Source organism: Streptomyces sp. NPDC048182 (genome assembly GCF_043202555.1).
In the GTDB taxonomy this organism is placed as follows: Bacteria; Actinomycetota; Actinomycetes; order Streptomycetales; family Streptomycetaceae; genus Streptomyces.
The window spans coordinates 233,894-252,701 of sequence record NZ_JBIDAQ010000004.1; the positions used below are offsets into that span (position 1 = coordinate 233,894).

The 18,808-nt window shown below is 73.1% G+C and carries 17 protein-coding genes; 7 read left to right on the forward strand and 10 right to left on the reverse strand.

The annotated features are described in order from the left end of the window. Positions 1-53: 53 nt before the first annotated feature. The gene (locus ACGFZL_RS09870) at positions 54-482 is read right to left on the reverse strand and encodes a PPOX class F420-dependent oxidoreductase (protein WP_355169231.1); all 429 of its coding nucleotides are present in this window, start codon (positions 480-482) and stop codon (positions 54-56) included. Between the two features lie 108 nt (positions 483-590). Between ACGFZL_RS09870 and ACGFZL_RS09875 the strand changes: the two genes are divergently transcribed. Further along, positions 591-992, forward strand: coding sequence for a roadblock/LC7 domain-containing protein (locus ACGFZL_RS09875; RefSeq protein WP_355169229.1), 402 nt, complete (start codon positions 591-593; stop codon positions 990-992). Positions 993-1,120: 128 nt separating this feature from the next. Further along, complete coding sequence (locus ACGFZL_RS09880) at positions 1,121-2,038, forward strand: DUF6397 family protein (protein ID WP_393690365.1); 918 nt, start codon at positions 1,121-1,123, stop codon at positions 2,036-2,038. Positions 2,039-2,043: 5 nt separating this feature from the next. On the opposite strand, the gene ACGFZL_RS09885 is transcribed toward ACGFZL_RS09880, so the two are convergent. Further along, positions 2,044-2,910: an acyl-CoA thioesterase II gene (locus tag ACGFZL_RS09885; protein WP_355169225.1), complete on the reverse strand. Its 867-nt coding sequence runs from the start codon at positions 2,908-2,910 to the stop codon at positions 2,044-2,046. 19 nt (positions 2,911-2,929) lie between these two features. Further along, positions 2,930-5,443 carry a DEAD/DEAH box helicase gene (locus ACGFZL_RS09890; RefSeq protein ID WP_393690366.1) on the reverse strand — a complete coding sequence of 838 codons (2,514 nt, stop codon included), beginning with the start codon at positions 5,441-5,443 and terminating at the stop codon, positions 2,930-2,932. A gap of 157 nt (positions 5,444-5,600) precedes the next feature. Here ACGFZL_RS09890 and ACGFZL_RS09895 point away from each other — a divergent pair, with 157 nt between their 5' ends. Continuing rightward, on the forward strand, positions 5,601-6,395 hold the full coding sequence (locus tag ACGFZL_RS09895) for a metal-dependent hydrolase (protein WP_393690367.1): 795 nt from the start codon (positions 5,601-5,603) through the stop codon (positions 6,393-6,395). 53 nt (positions 6,396-6,448) lie between these two features. Here ACGFZL_RS09895 and ACGFZL_RS09900 read toward each other — a convergent pair whose 3' ends face one another. The 4 genes from ACGFZL_RS09900 to ACGFZL_RS09915 form a co-directional block, all read right to left on the reverse strand. After that, positions 6,449-6,718, reverse strand: a complete 270-nt coding sequence (locus ACGFZL_RS09900; RefSeq protein ID WP_355169219.1) for a type B 50S ribosomal protein L31 — start codon at positions 6,716-6,718, stop codon at positions 6,449-6,451. Between the two features lie 57 nt (positions 6,719-6,775). After that, the gene (locus ACGFZL_RS09905; RefSeq protein WP_393690368.1) at positions 6,776-7,246 is read right to left on the reverse strand and encodes a DUF5709 domain-containing protein; all 471 of its coding nucleotides are present in this window, start codon (positions 7,244-7,246) and stop codon (positions 6,776-6,778) included. A 198-nt stretch (positions 7,247-7,444) separates the two neighbouring features. Then, complete coding sequence (locus ACGFZL_RS09910; RefSeq protein ID WP_393690369.1) at positions 7,445-9,226, reverse strand: ABC transporter ATP-binding protein; 1,782 nt, start codon at positions 9,224-9,226, stop codon at positions 7,445-7,447. Beyond that, the gene (locus ACGFZL_RS09915; RefSeq protein WP_393690370.1) at positions 9,223-11,067 is read right to left on the reverse strand and encodes an ABC transporter transmembrane domain-containing protein; all 1,845 of its coding nucleotides are present in this window, start codon (positions 11,065-11,067) and stop codon (positions 9,223-9,225) included. The genes ACGFZL_RS09910 and ACGFZL_RS09915 overlap by 4 nt, the downstream gene beginning before the upstream one ends. A gap of 176 nt (positions 11,068-11,243) precedes the next feature. Between ACGFZL_RS09915 and ACGFZL_RS09920 the strand changes: the two genes are divergently transcribed. Then, the gene (locus ACGFZL_RS09920; RefSeq protein ID WP_393690371.1) at positions 11,244-12,005 is read left to right on the forward strand and encodes a hypothetical protein; all 762 of its coding nucleotides are present in this window, start codon (positions 11,244-11,246) and stop codon (positions 12,003-12,005) included. Here the strand turns inward: ACGFZL_RS09920 and ACGFZL_RS09925 are convergent. Continuing rightward, on the reverse strand, positions 11,995-12,492 hold the full coding sequence (locus tag ACGFZL_RS09925) for a MarR family winged helix-turn-helix transcriptional regulator (RefSeq protein ID WP_393690372.1): 498 nt from the start codon (positions 12,490-12,492) through the stop codon (positions 11,995-11,997). The two genes, ACGFZL_RS09920 and ACGFZL_RS09925, sit on opposite strands and share 11 nt — an antisense overlap. A 128-nt stretch (positions 12,493-12,620) precedes the next feature. Between ACGFZL_RS09925 and ACGFZL_RS09930 the strand changes: the two genes are divergently transcribed. Beyond that, positions 12,621-14,471 (forward strand): ABC transporter ATP-binding protein, encoded by a 1,851-nt coding sequence (locus tag ACGFZL_RS09930; RefSeq protein WP_393690373.1) that lies wholly within the window; start codon positions 12,621-12,623, stop codon positions 14,469-14,471. Positions 14,472-14,514: 43 nt separating this feature from the next. Then, on the forward strand, positions 14,515-15,516 hold the full coding sequence (mltG, locus tag ACGFZL_RS09935; RefSeq protein WP_393690374.1) for an endolytic transglycosylase MltG: 1,002 nt from the start codon (positions 14,515-14,517) through the stop codon (positions 15,514-15,516). 22 nt (positions 15,517-15,538) lie between these two features. On the opposite strand, the gene ACGFZL_RS09940 is transcribed toward mltG, so the two are convergent. Next, complete coding sequence (locus ACGFZL_RS09940; RefSeq protein WP_393690375.1) at positions 15,539-16,627, reverse strand: NAD(P)-binding domain-containing protein; 1,089 nt, start codon at positions 16,625-16,627, stop codon at positions 15,539-15,541. A gap of 70 nt (positions 16,628-16,697) precedes the next feature. Here ACGFZL_RS09940 and ACGFZL_RS09945 point away from each other — a divergent pair, with 70 nt between their 5' ends. Continuing rightward, positions 16,698-17,120, forward strand: a complete 423-nt coding sequence (locus ACGFZL_RS09945) for a secondary thiamine-phosphate synthase enzyme YjbQ (protein WP_393690376.1) — start codon at positions 16,698-16,700, stop codon at positions 17,118-17,120. Positions 17,121-17,173: 53 nt separating this feature from the next. Here the strand turns inward: ACGFZL_RS09945 and ACGFZL_RS09950 are convergent, their stop codons facing one another. After that, complete coding sequence (locus ACGFZL_RS09950) at positions 17,174-18,808, reverse strand: MFS transporter (protein WP_393690377.1); 1,635 nt, start codon at positions 18,806-18,808, stop codon at positions 17,174-17,176.

Sequence of the window (18,808 nt, forward strand, 5' to 3'; positions counted from 1 at the left end):
CGGCCGCCCCGCCCCGGCCCGATGCGGTGCGGTGCCGAGGCGGGCCGTGTTCCTCAGGCCGCCAGCGCCTTCGTCGCCACCACCTTCTCCACGGCGACCCGCACCAGCAGCTCGCCCGGCACGCCGTTGCGGGCGCCGAACTCCTCGGCCTGGTCCTCGCCCATGTACCGCGCGGCGATACGGGTGGCCCAGTGCCGCATCTCCTCCAGATCCTCCGACAGCCGGGCCCGTCCCTGGAGCACCACGAAGTCGAAGGGCGGCCGGTCGTCGTCCACACACAGGGCCACCCGGCCGTCGCGCGCCAGATTGCGACCCTTCACCGTCTCCTTGCCGGTGTTGAACACCAGATCGTCCCCGTCCAGCAGGAACCAGATCGGCGCCACATGCGGACTGCCGTCCGCGCGCACGGTCGACAACTTGCCCGTCCGGGTGCCCGCCGAGACGAACGCCCGCCATTCCTCATCGGTCATCTTCTCTGCCATGCCCCCATCCTCCTTGCCCGCAGCACGGACGTGGGGAAGGCTGGCGGGCAGATCCCCCGGCCAGGGGGGAGCCACCGCAGACGGGGACGATCAGGGGGAGAGCGGACCATGGGGCAGAACCAGGGACTCGGCTGGCTGCTGGACGACCTGACCGGACGCGTCGAACACGTACGGCATGCGCTCGTCCTGTCCAACGACGGGCTGGTGACCGGGGCGAGTACCGGACTGCGACGCGAGGACGCCGAACACCTCGCCGCCGTCTCCTCCGGACTGCACAGCCTGGCCAAGGGCTCGGGCCGCCACTTCGGCGCCGGTCAGGTGCGGCAGACGATGGTCGAGTTCGACGACGCGGTGCTGTTCGTCACGGCGGCCGGCACGGGCAGCTGCCTCTGTGTCCTCAGCGGCGCGGACGCCGACATCGGACAGATCGCCTACGAGATGACGCTGCTCGTGAACCGCGTCGGCGAGCACCTCGACGTCGATGCCCGGCAGCCACCGACACAGCTGTGACCAGGCACTTCTGAGCCCATGGCAGGGTTTTCCACAGGCTCACCGCGGAACCCCCGCCGCGGCTACCGTGATCTGTGCGAGGTCGGCGCGCACGGCGCCGGCCGGCACACTCCACGGGGGAGAAGCCCATGTCCGGCACCACAGTCATCCACCAGTCCGCGCACGAACCGGCCCTGACACCCGGCCGCGCGGCCCGCGAGATCGGCCTGCGGCGCGCCGAGTTCGACCTCGCCGTCCACCTCGGCCGGATCCGCACCGTCCCCGACGAAGGGGGAGGCGGCCGTCGCCGGGTCGCCCGCGCCGAGATCGAGCGGATCCGGGCGCAGGAAGGCTTCCCCGAGGCGCTGCGGGACAGCGTCCGCACCGTCGGCACCAGCGAGGCCGCCGCCCTGATGGAGGTGACGGCGGCGCGCTTCACCCGCCTGGCCCGGCTGGGGCTGCTGACGCCGGTCACCTTCTACCTCAACCGCTACCGGGCCGTCGTCTGGCTCTATCTGGCCGAGGAGGCACGCCGGTTCGCGGCCGACGAGCGCAACACCGCGCTGCTGACGGGCCGTACACCCGAGAATCTCCGTCGGCAGCTGGCCGACGGACTGGACCTGCGGCCCCGCAACTGGCGGAGCCGGCGGCTCGGCCTCCTGCTCCACCGCGTGGACGACCCGTGGGCCCGCGCCGCGGCCGTGGCGGCCCTGCTCGACCCGGACGAGGTCGCGGACGTCGTCCGGGATCCCGGCGAGCGCGCCCGACTGGACCGGTTCCGGCCCCTGCCGCGGTCGCACGGGGCGCCGGGGTCCCCGGCCGCACTGCTCGCCGCGGGCATCGAGACGGCGTCCGACACGGACGAGATCGACCTGCTCCGCGCGGATCTGGCCCACGCGATGGACACCGCCCGCGGCCGGCTCCCGGAGCCTCCGACGCCACCGTCACCGCCGGCACCCCGAGCGGTCTGCGCGCAGGCCCCCGCCCCCGTAGCGCGTGACCACCCGCGGCGGCTCCAGGCCCTCGTCGGTCGACTCCGGCGCAGAGGACGGCGCGCGGGCGGCTGAGCCGCCTACAGGGCCCGGAACAGTCCCTCCTGGACGACCGACACCAGCAGGCGCCCCTCCGTGTCGTAGATCCGCCCGCGGGCCAGCCCGCGGCCACCGGTGGCGATCGGCGACTCCTGGTCGTACAGGAACCACTCGTCCGCGCGGAACGGCCGGTGGAACCACATGGCGTGGTCCAGGGAGGCCATGTCGAAGCCCCGCGGACCCCAGAGAGGTTCCACCGGCAGGCGGACGGCGTCCAGGAGGGTCATGTCGCTCGCGTAGGTGAGCGCGCAGGTGTGGACGAGGGGGTCGTCGCCGAGCGGTCCGACGGCCCGCATCCAGACGGCGCTGCGCGGCTCGGCTCCGTGGACCTCCTCGGCGCTCCAGCGCAGCCGGTCGACGTAGCGGATGTCGAAGGGCTGGCGGCGCGCCATCCGCTCCAACTGCTCCGGCATCACGCCCAGATGCTCCTTGACCTCGTCGGCGACCGTGGGCAGCGACTCGGGGTCCGGGACCTTGCGGGCCGGCGGCAGCTGATGTTCGAACGTGCCCTGCTCGGGCTTGTGGAAGGAGGCGGTGAGATTGAAGATCGTGCGGCCCTGCTGCACCGCGGTGACCCGGCGGGTGGTGAAGGAGCGCCCGTCGCGCACCCGCTCGACCTGGTACACGATCGGCACGCCCGGGCGGCCCGGGCGCAGGAAGTACGCGTGCAGCGAGTGCACCGGGCGGTCGCCCTCGGTGGTGCGGCCCGCCGCCACCAGCGCCTGGCCGGCCACCTGCCCGCCGAAGACCCGCTGCAGCGACTCCTCGGGGCTGCGTCCGCGGAAGATGTCGACCTCGATCTGCTCGAGGTCGAGCAGCGCCACGAGGCTCTCGGCGGGATTCGTCATCGGCGGTTCTCTCCCCTGCTCACAGCTGGCCGACGTGGGTCACACGAACGACCGCCCGGCCCTCCGCGTCGGAGGCCGTCAGGTCGACCTCCGCGCTGATGCCCCAGTCGTGGTCGTCGTTCGGGTCGTCGAAGATCTGCCGCACCCGCCACAGGGCGTTCTTCGGCTCCTCCTCGATCACCAGCAGCTTGGGGCCGCGGGCGTCGGGCCCGGTGCCCAGGTCGTCGTACTCGTCCCAGTAGGCGTCCATGGCCTCGCCCCAGGCGTCGGCGTCCCAGCCGGCCTCGGCGTCCAGCTCGCCCAGCTCCTCCACCTGGTCGAGGGCGGCCAGCTCGACCCGGCGGAAGAGGGCGTTGCGGACCAGCACCCGGAAGGCGCGCGCGTTGGCGGTGACCGGCCGCACCTGGTCGGCCTTCTCCTGCGCTTCCTCCGCGGTCATCTCCTCCGGGTTCGCGAGCTGCTCCCATTCGTCCAGCAGGCTGGAGTCGACCTGGCGCACCATCTCGCCCAGCCACTCGATGAGGTCCTGGAGGTCGTCGGACTTCAGGTCGTCGGGGACGGTGTGGTCCAGCGTCTTGTAGGCGCCGGCCAGGTAGCGCAGCACGATTCCCTCGGTGCGGGCCAGTTCGTAGTGCGAGACCAGCTCCGTGAAGGTCAGCGCGCGTTCGTACATGTCGCGGATGACGGACTTCGGGGAGAGCGGGTGGTCGCCGACCCAGGGGTGGCTCCTGCGGTAGGTGTCGTAGGCGTGGAAGAGCAGCTCCTCCAGCGGCTTCGGGTAGGTGACGTCCTGGAGGCGCTCCATGCGCTCCTCGTACTCGACGCCGTCCGCCTTCATCGCGGCCACGGCCTCGCCGCGCGCCTTGTTCTGCTGGGCGGCGAGGATCTGCCGCGGGTCGTCCAGTGTGGACTCCACGACGGACACCATGTCCAGCGCGTAGGAGGGCGATTCGGGGTCCAGCAGCTCGAACGCGGCCAGGGCGAAGGTGGACAGCGGTTGGTTCAGCGCGAAGTCGTGCTGGAGGTCCACGGTGAGGCGGACGATGCGCCCCTGCGCGTCCGGCTGGTCGAGCTTCTCCACGATGCCGCCGTCAAGGAGCGAGCGGTAGATCGCGATCGCCCGCCGGATGTGCCGGAGCTGCTGGCGGCGCGGCTCGTGGTTGTCCTCCAGAAGGCGCCGCATCGCCTCGAAGGCGTTGCCGGGCCGGGCGATGACCGAGAGCAGCATCGTGTGCGTCACCCGGAAGCGGGACGTCAGCGGCTCCGGCTCGGAGGCGATGAGCTTGTCGAAGGTGCTCTCCGACCAGGCGACGAAGCCCTCCGGTGCCTTCTTGCGGACCACCTTGCGCCGCTTCTTGGGGTCGTCGCCCGCCTTGGCGAGCGCCTTCTCGTTCTCGACGACGTGCTCCGGGGCCTGGGCGACGACGAAGCCCTCGGTGTCGAAGCCCGCCCGGCCGGCACGCCCGGCGATCTGGTGGAACTCGCGGGCCCGCAGGGTGCGCACCCGGGTGCCGTCGTACTTGGTCAGCGCGGTGAACAGCACGGTGCGGATGGGGACGTTGACCCCCACGCCGAGCGTGTCGGTGCCGCAGATCACCTTCAGCAGTCCGGCCTGGGCGAGCTTCTCCACCAGCCGCCGGTACTTGGGCAGCATGCCGGCGTGGTGCACCCCGATGCCGTGCCGGACGTAGCGGGAGAGGTTGCGGCCGAACTTCGTGGTGAAGCGGAAGTTGCCGATGAGGTCGGAGATCCGCTCCTTCTCCTCGCGCGTGCACATGTTGATGCTCATCAGCGCCTGTGCCCGCTCCACGGCCTGCGCCTGCGTGAAGTGCACGATGTAGACGGGCGCCTGCCGGACGTCGAGCAGGTCGGTGAGCGTCTCGGTCAGCGGTGTGTAGCGGTACTCGTAGGACAACGGCACCGGGCGGGTGGCCGAGCGGACCACCGAGGTGGGGCGGCCGGTGCGGCGTGTGAGGTCCTTCTCGAAGAACGCGACGTCACCGAGGGTGGCCGACATCAGGACGAACTGCGCCTGCTCCAGTTCGAGCAGCGGAATCTGCCAGGCCCAGCCCCGGTCGCCCTCCGCGTAGAAGTGGAACTCGTCCATGACGACCTGGCCCACGTCCGCCTGCGCACCGTCCCGCAGCGCGATCGACGCCAGCACCTCGGCGGTGCAGCAGATGACCGGCGCGTCGGAGTTCACGGACGCGTCGCCGGTCAGCATGCCGACGTTCTCGGTGCCGAAGATCTTGCACAGCTCGAAGAACTTCTCCGACACCAGGGCCTTGATCGGCGCGGTGTAGAAGGTGACCTCGTCCCGGGCCAGGGCGGCGAAGTGCGCGGCTGCCGCGATCATGCTCTTGCCGGAGCCGGTCGGCGTCGAGACGATCACGTTGGCGCCGGAGACCACCTCGATCAGCGCCTCCTCCTGGTGGGGGTAGAGCGTGAGACCGCGCTCCACCGCCCAGGACTCGAAGGCTTCGTACAGGGCGTCGGGGTCGGCCGTCGGCGGCAGCTGGTCGATGAGGGTCACGCCCCCATCTTGCCTGGCCCGGACCGCCAGGGGGGAATCGGATGCCCGTCCGAAGATCACGAACGTTACGCTGGGCCGCCGGCGCCGCACCCGCGGACCGGGACGACGACCGGAACAACTGGACAGCGGCACACGAGGAATGGGGCGGGCAACGGCGATGATGGGACCAGCGCACTCACTGTCGGGCGCCGCGGCCTGGCTCGGCGTCGGGGCGGCGGCTGCCGCCGCGGGGTACCCGATGCCCTGGCCGGTGGTGCTCGTCGGAGCCCTGATCTGCGCCGGCGCCGCGCTCGCCCCGGACCTGGACCACAAGGCGGCCACCATCTCCCGGGCCTTCGGACCGCTCTCTCGCGGCGTGTGCGAGATCGTCGACAAGCTGTCGTACGCGGTCTACAAGGCCACGAAGAAGCAGGGCGACCCGCGTCGTTCCGGCGGCCACCGCACACTGACCCACACCTGGCTGTGGGCGGTCCTGATCGGCTCCGGCAGCTCCGCGCTGGCCGTCTTCGGAGGTCGCTGGGCGGTCCTGTCGATCCTCTTCATACACATGGTGCTGGCCATCGAGGGCCTGCTGTGGCGGGCGGCCCGCGGATCGAGCAGCGACGTGCTGGTCTGGCTGCTGGCCGCGACCAGCTCGTGGATCGTCGGCGGCATGCTGGACGAGCCGGGGGGCGGCGCGCACTGGCTGTTCACCGAGCCGGGCCAGGGCTATCTGTGGCTGGGGCTGCCGATCGTGCTCGGCGCCCTGGTGCACGACATCGGGGACGCGCTGACCGTCTCGGGCTGCCCGATACTCTGGCCGATACCGCTGGGCCGCAAGCGCTGGTACCCCGTCGGCCCGCCGAAGGCCATGCGCTTCCGGGCGGGCAGCTGGGTGGAGCTGAAGCTGCTGATGCCGGCCTTCATGCTGGCCGGCGGGGTCGGCTGCGCGGCGGCCCTCGGGTTCATCTAGGAAGCCCCCTCAGCCTCCTCAGCGCCCTTGGCCCATTCAGCCTCGCACCTTCCTCAGGCCGTGCCGCCGGCACCCCCGCCCTCGCCGCCGTAGCGCCGCTCGAAGCGGGCGACGCGGCCCTCGGAATCGACCGTCCGGGCCTTGCCGGTGTAGAAGGGGTGGCTCTCCGAGGAGATCTCCACGTCCACCACCGGGTAGCTCTCGCCGTCGTCCCAGGCGATCGTCTCGTCGCTGGTCGCGGTGGACCGGGTGAGGAAGGCGTACCCCGCGGCGCGGTCGCGGAAGACGACGGGGCGGTAGTCGGGGTGCTTGTCCTGCTGCATGGCTGCTCCTCGTGGGGGGCGGTTCGAAACGGCAGGGCCCGGCCGCGGGCGGCGGGTTCAGCGGAGCGGGGAGTCGTCGTCGACGACGTGCATCGCGGCCTCCTCCGCGGAGGCGGCGGCGCCGTCGATGCCCACGTCCGTGGCGACCAGCGCGGCCTCGTCGTCCTCGTGCGCCCCCTCGTCGGGGGCCACAAGGCGGCCGGAGCGGTCGCCGCCGACCTCCTCGTCCAGCAGCTCTCCGTCGGTGCCCTCGGCGTCGCCGAGGCCGTCACCGTCGGGGGCGATCAGGTCGGGGCGCTCCTCGGCGAGCCGCTGCTCCAGCGTCTCGCCCCGGTGCCGCTCCTCGGCCGTCACCCCGTCGTGCTCGACCGCCCAGGGGCGTTCCGGAGGGGACCAGCCCCGGTCGAGCGGGTCGTCGACACCGTCGTACTCGAGGGTGTCCTCCCCGTCGAGCAGGCCGGTGTCCTCCCTCTGCTCCGAACCGTCGGGCTGGTAGACGTCGTCTCCCCAACCGTCGGCGCTGTTCACGGATACCTCCAGGGGGTGGGGACGGGCCCTGCCTCGCCGAGGGCCACGGCGGGCCGCCGCCGCGCGGGGCACCGGCCGCACCCCGCGCCGTACCGCACGGATCCCGGGCCTTCCCCGAGCCGGTGCCTCCTCCAGCCTTCCACCCCGCTTCGGGACCGCGCAACGGCACGCACCCGCCCCGGTGACCCACCGGCTCCGTCAGCCGTGCCAGGACCGCCACAGCGCCGCGTACGCGCCGTCCGCCGCGACCAGCGCGTCGTGACCGCCCAGCTCGCTGATCCGGCCGTTCTCCACCACGGCGATGACGTCGGCGTCGTGGGCGGTGTGCAGCCGGTGCGCGATGGCGATCACCGTGCGGCCGTCCAGGACCCGGGCCAGGGAGCGCTCGAGGTGCCGGGCGGCCCGCGGGTCGAGCAGGGAGGTCGCCTCGTCCAGGACCAGCGTGTGCGGGTCCGCGAGGACCAGCCGGGCCAGCGCGATCTGCTGGGCCTGCGCGGGGGTGAGCGCGGTGCCGCCCGAGCCCACCTCGGTGTCCAGGCCGTCGTCGAGCGCGCGGGCCCAGCCGTCCGCGTCGACCGCCGCGAGCGCCGCCCACAGCTCGGGGTCGTCGGCGCCGGAGCGGGCGAGGCGGAGGTTGTCGCGCAGGGAGCCCACGAAGACGTGGTGCTCCTGGTTGACGAGGGCCACGTGGGAGCGGACCCGTTCGGCGGGCATCCGGGACAGTTCCGCGCCGCCCAGCGTGATCCGGCCGTCCCGGGGCCCGTAGATGCCGGCCAGCAGCCGGCCGAGCGTGGACTTGCCCGCGCCCGAGGGACCGACCAGGGCGAGCCGGGTCCCGGGTGGGACCTCCAGCGACACCTTGCGCAGGACGTCCACGCCCTCCAGGTAGCCGAAGTGCACCCGGTCGGCGTGCACGTGCCGGCCCTCGGGCACGACCGACGCGTCACCGGCGTCCGGCTCGATGTCCCGCACCCCCACCAGACGGGCCAGCGACACCTGCGCCACCTGGAGCTCGTCGTACCAGCGCAGGATCAGGCCGACCGGGTCGACGAGCATCTGCGCGATCAGCGCGGCGGTGGTCAGCCGGCCGACCGAGATCCAGCCGTGCAGCACGAACACCCCGCCGATGACGAGGATGGAGGCGAGCACCGTCACATGGGTGATGTTGATGACCGGGAAGAGCACCGAGCGCAGCCACAGGGTGTACCGCTCCCACGCCGTCCACTCCCGCACCCGGCGCTCCGACAGCTCGATGCGGCGGTCCGCCAGGCGGTGCGCCTCGACGGTGCGCCCGGCGTCCACGGTCTCGGCGAGCGCGGCGGCCACGGCCGCGTACCCGGCGGCCTCCGAGCGGTAGGCGGCGGGCGCCCGCCGGAAGTACCAGCGGCAGCCGACCACGAGCAGCGGCACCGCGAGCAGCACCGCGGGCGCGAGCGGCGGCGCCGTGACGACGAGACCGCCGAGCAGCAGCACCACCCACACCACGCCGATGGACAGCTGGGGCACGGCCTCGCGCATGGCGTTGCCGAGCCGGTCGATGTCCGTGGTGATGCGGGAGAGCAGGTCGCCGGTGCCGGCCCGCTCGAGGACGCCGGGCGGCAGGGCGACCGACCGCACGAGGAAGTCCTCGCGCAGGTCGGCCAGCATCCGCTCGCCGAGCACGGCGCCGCGCAGCCGTACCTGGAGCACAAACGCGGCCTGGACGAGGAGGGCGATCAGGAAGAGCGTCACCGTGAGCCCCAGGTGCAGCTCACCGGCGTCGTCCGAGACCCGTTCCACGAGTCCGCCCAGCAGGTAGGGGCCGGCCATGGAGGCGAGGACCGCGACGGTGTTCACGGCGACGAGCAGCAGGAACGCCCGCCGGTGCCGGCGCAGCAGCTCGACCGCGTATCCGCGCACGGTCGCCGGGGCGCCGACGGGCAGCGTGCTCGCGGTGGTCGGGGCCGCCGGGTCGTACGAGGGCGGGGCCACGCCGATCATGCGGTCTCCTCGATCTCTTCCCGTCGGTGCGGCAGGCCGTCACCGGGTGTCAGGGCGGCTTCGGGAACCGGTGCCCGGCCGAGAGCCGGGTCCTGGCCGGGAACCGGCGCCTCGTCGGGCTCGCGGGTCACCACGGCCCGGTATCGCGGCTCCTCCCGCAGCAGCCGGCGGTGGGGCCCGGCCGCCGTGACCGTGCCCCCGTGCAGGAACACCACCCGGTCCGCGCGGTCGAGCAGCAGCGGGGAGGAGGTGAACACCACCGTCGTCCGGCCCGACCGCAGGTCCCGCACGCCCTGCGCGATCCGGGCCTCGGTGTGCGAGTCCACGGCCGAGGTCGGTTCGTCCAGGACGAGCACCTCCGGGTCCGTGACCAGGGAGCGGGCCAGCGCGAGCCGCTGGCGCTGGCCGCCCGAGAGCGAGCGGCCCCGTTCGGTGACGCGGGCGTCCATCGGGTCGCCGGCGCCCGCCGACCCCTGCGAGAGCGCGGCCAGCACGTCCGCGCACTGGGCCGCGGCGAGCGCCTCGTCGGCGCCGACCCGCCCGGAGGCCGGCACGTCGAGCAGCTCCCGCAGGGTGCCGGACAGCAGCACCGGGTCCTTGTCCTGCACCAGCACGGAGGAGCGGGCGGAGGCGAGCGGCAGCTCGTCCAGCGGGACGCCGCCCAGCAGGACCGAGTCGTCGGCCTCCGCGGGGTGCCCGCCTAGCCGCTCCGCCAGCCGGCCCGCCGCGTCGGGGTCGCCGCACACCACGGCGGTGAGCAGCCCGGCGGGGGCCAGCAGGCCGGTCGCCGGATCGCGCACGTCCCCGGTGGGGGCGGCGGCCGGGCGCGACCCACCGGTTTCCGTGCCCCGCTCGAGCGCCAGCACACCGGCGGCCCGCCTGGCGGAGGGCCGGGAGAAGGAGTACGCCATGGCGATCTCCTCGAAGTGCCGCAACGGGTAGGTCAGGATCATCACGGAGCTGTAGACGGTGACGAGTTCGCCGACGCCGATCCGGCCCTCGCGGGCCAGCCCGATGCCGTGCCAGACCACCGCGACGAGCAGCAGCCCGGGCAGCAGCACCTGGACCGCGGAGATCACCGACCACATCCGGGCGCTGCGCACGGCGGCGTGGCGCACCGCCTGGGAGGCGTCGCGGTACCGGTCGAGGAAGAGGTCCTCGCCGCCGATCCCGCGCAGCACGCGCAGCCCGGCCACGGTGTCCGAGGCCAGCTCGGTGGCCCGGCCGGCCTTCGCCCGCTGCACGTCCGCCCGCCGGGTGGCCCGCGGGAGCAGCGGCAGCACCGCCAGGGCCAGCACCGGCAGGCCCACCGCCACGAGCAGGCCCAGCGCGGGCTGGTAGACGACCAGGCCCACGCAGACCAGCACGACGGTGACCGCGGCGGCGGTGAAGCGGGAGAGCGCCTCCACGAACCAGCCGATCTTCTCCACGTCGCCGGTGGAGACCGCCACGACCTCGCCGGCCGCCACCCGGCGGGTCAGCGCCGCGCCGAGCAGCGCGGTGCGGCGGGCCAGCAGTTGCTGGACGCGGGCCGCGGCGGTGATCCAGTTGGTGACGGCCGCGCGGTGCAGGAAGGTGTCGCCGAGCGCGATGCCGACGCCGGCCGCCACCAGCAGGCCGCCCGCGAGGGCGAGGCGGGCGCCGGAGCGGTCGACGACGGCCTGCACGGCGGTCCCGACGCAGAAGGGCAGCGCGCAGACGGCGGCGAAGTGCAGCAGGCCCCAGGCCAGCGCCTTGAGCTGGCCACCCAGCTGGTTCCGGAACAGCCACCACAGGAAGCGGGGGCCCGAGCGCGCGTCCGGCACGCCCGGGTCGGGATACGGAAGGTCTTGGATCTGCATGACGTCCCAGTGGCTCGGGGTGGCTCGTGTCAGGAGGGGCCGCAGGAGGCGGCGTCGAGAAAGCGGGAAGCCGTGCAAGGTTCCCGTCGGGGCCGCCCGCGATCAAACGGTTTTCCCCGCAGTCGCACACAACAGGCCGCCGCGGCGTCCCGCGACGCGGATGCGAGTATGGACGGATGCGCAGTGACATCGGACGGCGCACGGCCCTCACGGCCGTGGCAATCGGGACGCTGTCGGCGGTGCTGGCCGGCTGCGGCGGCTCGGCGGATCAGCGGACGGACGACAACGCGGCCCGGAAACAGGCGGGTTCGACGGTGGCGAGCACGCCACCGGCCGACTCGCGGCAGATCCCGGGCGTCGGCGACCGGCTCCGGGGCCGGATCCCCGCCGAGTCCCGTCAGGTCGTCGCGGTCTACGGGAAGGGCAAGGACTCCGCCGACTCCACGGTGGTGCTCTACACGAAGCGGGGCTCCGTCTGGCACCGGGAGCGCGAGTGGGCCGCGCACAACGGCAAGAAGGGGTGGACGACCGACCACCACGAGAACGACCGGCGCAGCCCCGTCGGCGTCTTCACGCTCAGCGACGCGGGCGGTGCCCTCCCCGACCCGGCCCCGGCGTCGGCCTCCGGCGCCCGGCTGCCGTACACCCGGTCCGCGTCCATCGCGGCCCCGCGCTGGTGGGCGAAGCCGTACTGGCACGACTTCGACTACGTCATCGCCATCGACTACAACCGGGTCAAGGGCACCCCGCCCAACGATCCCACCCGGCCCGAGGGCTCGTCCAAGGGCGGCAGCATCTGGCTGCACATGGACCACGGCAGCGGCACCTCGGCCTGCGTCAGCCTGCCCAAGGCGGGGATGGAGCACCTGCTGCGCACGCTGGAGCCGAAGCAGCACCCCGTGGTGGTCATGGGCGACCAGGCGGACCTCAGGGCCTGACGGGCTTGACGGGCTTGACGGGTCTGCCGCCCTCGTCGCCCTCCCGTTCGGAGCCCGGTCCGTCGAGCAGCGCGTCGAGCAGCCCGCCCAGCGCGGCGCGCTGCTCGTCCGTCAGCGGGGCGAGGATCTCCGCGGCGGCGGCCCGGCGGGCGCCGTGCAGTTCGCGCAGGGCCGCGCGCCCGTCCTCGGTCAGCTCGACCCGGATGACCCGGCGATTGGCCGGATCCGGGGCGCGGCGCGCCATCCCGGCCGCCTCGAGACCGTCGACCAGGGTGGTCACCGCCCGCGGTACGACCTCCAGGCGTTCGGCCAGATCGGCCATCCGGGGCGGCTCGCCGTAGTGCGCCAGCGTGCGCAGCAGCCGCGACTGCGCCGGGGTGATGCCGAGGTCGCTGTGCTGGAGGTGGCGTTTCTGGATCCGGAAGACCCGGCGGGTCAGCCGCAGCAACTGCTCGGCGAGCAGGCCGTCGGGATCGGGGGCGGTCATGCGGGAACAATATCAGCGCGGCGTTCATTGTGAGCATAGGTAACAATGAGCTAGGGTCCGCAAGGCCGCGTGCATCCCACGGCGGCCCCCGGAGCGAACCCCGAGTCCCCGAACCCCCGTAGGAGCCCATGCATCCCGAACGAGAACCCGTCTGGACCCCCACTGCAACCGCCGGAGGGCAGTCCGCAGGCACCGAGGAACATGCCCACCAGGCAGGCACCGAGGAACAGCCCCACCAGGTGCGCCGCATCCTGCGGCTGTTCCGCCCCTACCGAGGCCGCCTCCTCGTCGTCGGCCTGCTCGTCGGCGCCGCGTCGCTGGTCACCGTCGTCACCCCCTTCCTGCTGCGCGAGATCCTCGACACGGCGATCCCCGAGGGCCGGACCGGCCTGCTGAGCCTGCTCGCGCTCGGCATGATCGCCGGGGCCGTCCTCACCAGCGTCTTCGGCGTGCTCCAGACGCTGATCTCCACGACCGTCGGCCAGCGCGTCATGCACGACCTGCGCACCGCCGTCTACGGCCGCCTCCAGCGCATGTCGCTGGCCTTCTTCACCCGCACCCGCACCGGCGAGGTGCAGTCCCGCATCGCCAACGACATCGGCGGCATGCAGGCCACCGTCACCTCCACCGCCACCTCCCTGGTCTCCAACCTGACCAGCGTCGTCGCCACGGTGGCCGCGATGGTGGTCCTGGACTGGCGGCTGACGGTCGTCTCCCTCCTGCTGCTGCCGGTCTTCGTATGGATCAGCCGCCGCGTCGGCCAGGAGCGCCGGAAGATCACCACGCAGCGCCAGAAGCAGATGGCCGCGATGGCGGCCACGGTCACCGAGTCGCTCTCGGTCAGCGGCATCCTGCTCGGCCGCACCATGGGCCGCTCCGACTCCCTCACCAGCACCTTCGCCGACGAGTCCGACCGGCTTGTGGACCTGGAGGTCCGCTCCAACATGGCGGGCCGCTGGCGGATGGCGGTCATCACCATCGTCATGGCGGCCATGCCGGCCGTCATCTACTGGACCGCCGGCATCGCCCTCGACCTCGGCGGCCCGGACGTCTCCCTGGGCACGATCGTCGCCTTCGTCTCCCTCCAGCAGGGCCTGTTCCGGCCGAGCGTGAGCCTGCTGTCGACCGGCGTCCAGATCCAGTCCTCGCTCGCGCTCTTCCAGCGCATCTTCGAGTACCTGGACCTGCCGATCGACATCACCGAGCGCGCCGAACCGGTCCACCTCGACCAGGTCAAGGGGGAGGTCCGCTTCGAGGACGTGGAGTTCCGCTACGACGCCGCGAGCGGTCCGATCCTCGACGGCGTCGACCTCACCGTCCCGGCCGGCAGCAGCCTGGCCGTGGTCGGTCCGACCGGCGCGGGCAAGTCCACGCTCGGCTACCTGGTGCCGCGGCTGTACGACGTGACCGGCGGCCGGGTCACCCTCGACGGCTTCGACGTGCGCGACCTCGACTTCGACACGCTGGCCCGCGCGGTCGGCGTCGTCTCGCAGGAGACGTACCTCTTCCACGCCTCCGTCGCGGAGAACCTGCGCTTCGCCAAGCCGGACGCCACTGACGCCGAGCTGGTCGCGGCGGCGCGGGCGGCGCAGATCCACGAGCACATCGCCGGCCTGCCCGACGGCTACGACACCGTCGTCGGCGAGCGCGGACACCGCTTCTCCGGCGGTGAGAAGCAGCGCCTGGCCATCGCGCGCACCATCCTGCGCGACCCGCCGGTCCTCGTCCTGGACGAGGCGACCAGCGCCCTGGACACCCGTACCGAGGCCGCCGTGCAGGACGCCCTCGACGCCCTCTCCGCCGACCGCACCACGATCACCATCGCGCACCGCCTGTCGACCGTCCGGGACGCCGACCAGATCGTCGTCCTCGACGCCGGCCGCCCGGCCGAACGCGGCACGCACGAGGAACTGCTGGCGCTCGACGGGCGCTACGCCGCCCTGGTGCGCCGGGACGGCCGACTGGAGCCGACAAGCTGACGATATGCCGGGTTTGCGGCCTTTCGGGGGTTACCGTGCCCGCATGCAGATGAACACTCCGCGACGGAGCCCGAGGAGCAGCCGGACAGCGCGGGACGGCCGGCCCGCGAGGAGCGGCCGGACCGCCGGGAACACCGGCGCCACCCCGGCTCGCACGGGCGCCACCCCGATCCGCAAGGGCACCACCGGGAACGGCGGCGCGCCGGGCCCCGCGGCCACCGTCCGCCTGACCCGCCGGGGGCGCGTCGCCCTGATCGTGGCCGGGGCCGTGGTGGCCGGGACGGCCGTGGCGGTGCCGCTGCTGACGATGGGCGACGACGAGCCGTCCCGCCCCACCTCCCTGGTGATCCCGGAGGGGCGACGCGCGGTCCAGGTGTACGAGGCCGTCGACAAGGCGCTCGCCCTGCCGCCTGGCACCACGAAGAAGTCCCTGGCCAGGGCCGACCTGAAGCTGCCGAACGACGCCGAGGGCAACCCGGAGGGCTACCTCTTCCCGGCGACCTACCCGCTCGGCGACAAGCCGACCCCGGAGGGCCTGCTGGCGGCGATGGTCGACACGGCGAACCGCCGCTTCAACGGCGCGCCGACGGCGGCCGGTGCCCAGCGCAACGCGCTCAACGTCTACCAGGCCGTCACCATCGCGAGCATCGTCCAGGCGGAGGCCGCCGGCCAGGAGGACATGGGCAAGGTGGCCCGGGTGGTCTTCAACCGCCTGGAGCGGGGCATGCCGCTCCAGATGGACTCCACCATCAACTACGCGCTGAACCGCTCCACGCTCGCGACCACCGCCAAGGACACCCGCATCGACAGCCCCTACAACTCCTACCAGCGCATGGGGCTGCCGCCGACCCCCATCGACAACCCGGGCGAGCAGGCGATGCGCGCGGCGATCGACCCGACCCCCGGCGACTGGCTGTACTTCGTCACGGTCAAGCCCGGCGACACCCGCTTCACCGCCGACTACGCCGAACACCAGCGCAACGTGGCCGAGTTCACCCGCAACCAGCGGGCCGCCGCCGGCGCCCCGGGGGCGCGGGAGGACTGACCCGGTGCCGCGCGGGCGGGCCTCAGGCGGCGACGGGCTCCCCGCCCGCCAGCAGCCGCCGGATGTCCCGCACGGCCGCACGGCCCGCCCGGTTGGCCCCGATGGTGCTGGCCGAGGGGCCGTAGCCGACGAGATGGACGCGCGGATCGGCCACCGCCCGCGTGCCGTCGAGCCGGATCCCGCCGCCGGGCTCCCGCAGCCGCAGCGGCCGCAGATGGTCGACGGCGGGCCGGAAGCCGGTCGCCCAGAGGATGGTGTCGGCGGCCACCCGCCGGCCGTCCCGCCACGCCACGCCGTCCGGCTCGATCCGGTCGAACACCGGCAGCCGGTCCAGGACCCCGGAGGCCAGCCCCGCCCGGATCGCGTCGTTCAGCGGCAGCCCGGTCACCGACACCACGCTGCGCGGCGGCAGCCCCTGCCGCACCCGCTCCTCCACCAGCGCCACCGCGGCCCGCCCCGCGTCCTCGTCGAAGGGCCCCTCCCGGAAGACGGGTGGCCGCCTGGTCACCCAGGTGGTCTCCGCCGCGTACGGGGCGATCTCCAGCAGATGCTGCGTCCCCGAGGCGCCCCCGCCCACCACGACGACCCGCCGCCCGGCGAACGCCTCGGGCCCCGGATACCGCGCGGTGTGCAACTGCCACCCCTCGAACGTCTCCTGCCCCGGGTAGCGCGGCCAGAAGGGCCGGTCCCAGGTGCCGGTGGCGTTGATCACCGCGCGCGCCGACCAGATGCCGGCCGACGTCTCCAGCAGCAGCCGCCCGCCGTCCCCCTCGCGCACCGCGCGCACGTCCACGGGCCGGCGCACCCGCAGGTCGAAGGCCCGCTCGTACGCCGCGAAGTACCCGGCGACCACCTCCGCGGACGGCCGCGCCGGATCCGTGCCGGTCAGCTCCATGCCCGGCAGCGCGTGCATCCCGTGCACCTTGCCGTACGTCAGGGACGGCCAGCGGAACTGCCAGGCGCCGCCCGGACCGGGGGAGTGGTCGAGGACGACGAAGTCCCGGCCGGGCTCGAACCCGGCGCGCCGCAGGTGGTAGGCGCCGGCCAGACCCGCCTGACCGGCCCCGATGACGACGACCTCGACCTCGCGTACTTCGCGTGCAGTGCTCACGCACCCACCAACCGCGCCGCCGCCCGCCCTCTTCCCGGTTCGGGCGCCCCGAGTGGGTGAGGATGAGGGCATGCCCGATGCCTTCACCACCCGAGTCCTGAACCTCGCCACCGGCTCCTCCGAGCGGGTGGCCGACATCACCGGCGACTGCGAGTCGTTCCTGCGTGAGGTCGCGCCCGGCCGCGACGGCCTGCTGAACGTCTTCGTGCCGCACGCCACCGCCGGAATCGCGGTCATCGAGACCGGCGCCGGCAGCGACGACGACCTGCTGGCCACCCTGCACACCCTGCTCCCCGCCGACGACCGCTGGCAGCACCGTCACGGCACCCCCGGCCACGGCCGCGACCACGTCCTCCCGGCCCTCGTCCCCCCGCACGCCACGCTGCCGGTGGTGGCCGGCCGACTGGAACTGGGGACCTGGCAGTCGGTGTGCCTGGTGGACACCAACAAGGACAACCCGGAGCGGACGGTGCGGCTGAGCTTCCTGGGGTGAGCCCGGGGTGGCCGCGGCCGTCGTGAGTGTGTCCGGCGAGGCCGGGCCGTCGTTCAGACCGTCTCCCGCGGCTTCGGGTCGGGGATCTCCCGGGGGTCGAACGCGGGAAGGTTGCGGACCGGGACGATGGCCAGCGCGCTGACCGCGGCGAAGGCGAGGAGGCCGATCTTCAGGGCGCGCAGGCGGGCGTCGGAGTTGATGCGGACGGCGTCGTCGATCTGCTCGGGGGTCGCGCTGGTCGACCGGAGGGCCGCGCGCAGGTCGTCGTTGCTGACGAAGTTGACGTTGTCCAGGCCCGAGTCCCTGCGCAGGGACTCGGGCAGGGACGAGGAGGCCATGTTGGCCGCGAAGACCAGGCCCAGGACGCCGACCAGCATCGCCCCGGCCAGGGCCGTCCCCACCGCGGAGGCGAGGTTCTGCGTCGTGCCGCGCAGGGAGCCGACGTCGCCGGCCAGGTGCTTGGGCGAACTGGTGACGAGCACGTTGAACAGCAGGGTCACCAACGCGCCCTGCCCCGCCCCGAAGACGATCAGGCCCACGATCGTGGCGACGGTCTCCCAGTTGTTGGTCACGACGAACGCCAGCCAGACGAGGGCCGCCGTGGTGAGGAGGAAGGAGGTGAGGGCGATGGTCCGCGGAGAGAAGCGCTTGTAGAAGCGGACCACCACCATCGCGGCGACGAAGACCGTCAGGTTGAACGGGATCATCGCCACCGACGTGGCCAGCGGGGTGTTCCCCTGCACGACCTGGATGTAGAGGGGGACGGTGAAGTTCAGCGCGGCCTCCAGCGCGACCACGACGAACAGGGCGTACACGGCGGAGCGTTCGCTCTTCGAGCCGACGACGTCGAGGCTGATCAGCGGGGTCCGGCCCAGCCGGACCCGGTGGCGGGTCCAGACGAAGAACAGCTGGCCCAGGACGACTCCGACCAGCAGGAGCAGCAGGGCCGGCGAGACGCTCAGAACGGAGAACGGCGCGTCGTCGGAGGCCAGGAACGCGCCCCAGTCGTTGAGGTTGTTGAAGCCCAGGGTCAGGGACACGACCGACACGCCGATCAGCAGCGCTCCGACGACGTCGATCACGACGGACCGGTCCGCGGTGTCGGAGCGGAGCTTGAAGCTGAGCGCGAAGACGACGACGGCCAGGGCGGTGAGGATCATCCATACCGGACGCCAGCCGGCATAGGTGCCCAGGATGCCGCCGAGGAGGAAGGCGGTGACACCGGAGCCGGCCCGGGCGGAGCCGAGCGAGCCCACCGCCGTGGCCTGCTGCTCACCGCGGTAGTTCTCCGCGATCAGGGCGACCAGGGCCGGGACGATGATGGCGGCCGAGGCTCCCGCCAGTGCCTGTGCGGTGATCATCACCCATACGGCCGGGGCGAGGAACATCAGCACCATCGCCGCGGCGAAGACGACGATCACGACGCGGAACACCACCACCCAGCCGAACTTCTGGCCCAGCTTGGCCCCCGTCATCACCAGCGCCGCGACCACCAACCCGTAGGTCACGATGCCGGTGCTCACCTCGGTCGGGGTGGCGTCGAAGGACTCGATCATGCCGCTCAGCGAGATCGGCAGGGCCGTGACGTTGATCGACATCAGGACCTGGGCGAAGAAGATGGCCAGCAGGGGGGTCCACGAGGCTCTGGACTCCTCCCCGGCGGAATCGGTGACGTGCGCCGAGGCCAT

Bases quoted from the DNA above. Each gene is read 5' to 3' on its own strand.
- ACGFZL_RS09870 (WP_355169231.1), bottom strand. From the start codon at position 482: ATGGCAGAGAAGATGACCGATGAGGAATGGCGGGCGTTCGTCTCGGCG.
- ACGFZL_RS09875 (WP_355169229.1), top strand. From the start codon at position 591: ATGGGGCAGAACCAGGGACTCGGCTGGCTGCTGGACGACCTGACCGGA.
- ACGFZL_RS09880 (WP_393690365.1), top strand. From the start codon at position 1,121: ATGTCCGGCACCACAGTCATCCACCAGTCCGCGCACGAACCGGCCCTG.
- ACGFZL_RS09885 (WP_355169225.1), bottom strand. From the start codon at position 2,910: ATGACGAATCCCGCCGAGAGCCTCGTGGCGCTGCTCGACCTCGAGCAG.
- ACGFZL_RS09895 (WP_393690367.1), top strand. From the start codon at position 5,601: ATGATGGGACCAGCGCACTCACTGTCGGGCGCCGCGGCCTGGCTCGGC.
- ACGFZL_RS09900 (WP_355169219.1), bottom strand. From the start codon at position 6,718: ATGCAGCAGGACAAGCACCCCGACTACCGCCCCGTCGTCTTCCGCGAC.
- ACGFZL_RS09910 (WP_393690369.1), bottom strand. From the start codon at position 9,226: ATGATCGGCGTGGCCCCGCCCTCGTACGACCCGGCGGCCCCGACCACC.
- ACGFZL_RS09915 (WP_393690370.1), bottom strand. From the start codon at position 11,067: ATGCAGATCCAAGACCTTCCGTATCCCGACCCGGGCGTGCCGGACGCG.
- ACGFZL_RS09920 (WP_393690371.1), top strand. From the start codon at position 11,244: ATGCGCAGTGACATCGGACGGCGCACGGCCCTCACGGCCGTGGCAATC.
- ACGFZL_RS09925 (WP_393690372.1), bottom strand. From the start codon at position 12,492: ATGACCGCCCCCGATCCCGACGGCCTGCTCGCCGAGCAGTTGCTGCGG.
- ACGFZL_RS09930 (WP_393690373.1), top strand. From the start codon at position 12,621: ATGCATCCCGAACGAGAACCCGTCTGGACCCCCACTGCAACCGCCGGA.
- mltG (WP_393690374.1), top strand. From the start codon at position 14,515: ATGCAGATGAACACTCCGCGACGGAGCCCGAGGAGCAGCCGGACAGCG.
- ACGFZL_RS09945 (WP_393690376.1), top strand. From the start codon at position 16,698: ATGCCCGATGCCTTCACCACCCGAGTCCTGAACCTCGCCACCGGCTCC.
- ACGFZL_RS09950 (WP_393690377.1), bottom strand. From the start codon at position 18,808: ATGGCCTCGGCGCACGTCACCGATTCCGCCGGGGAGGAGTCCAGAGCC.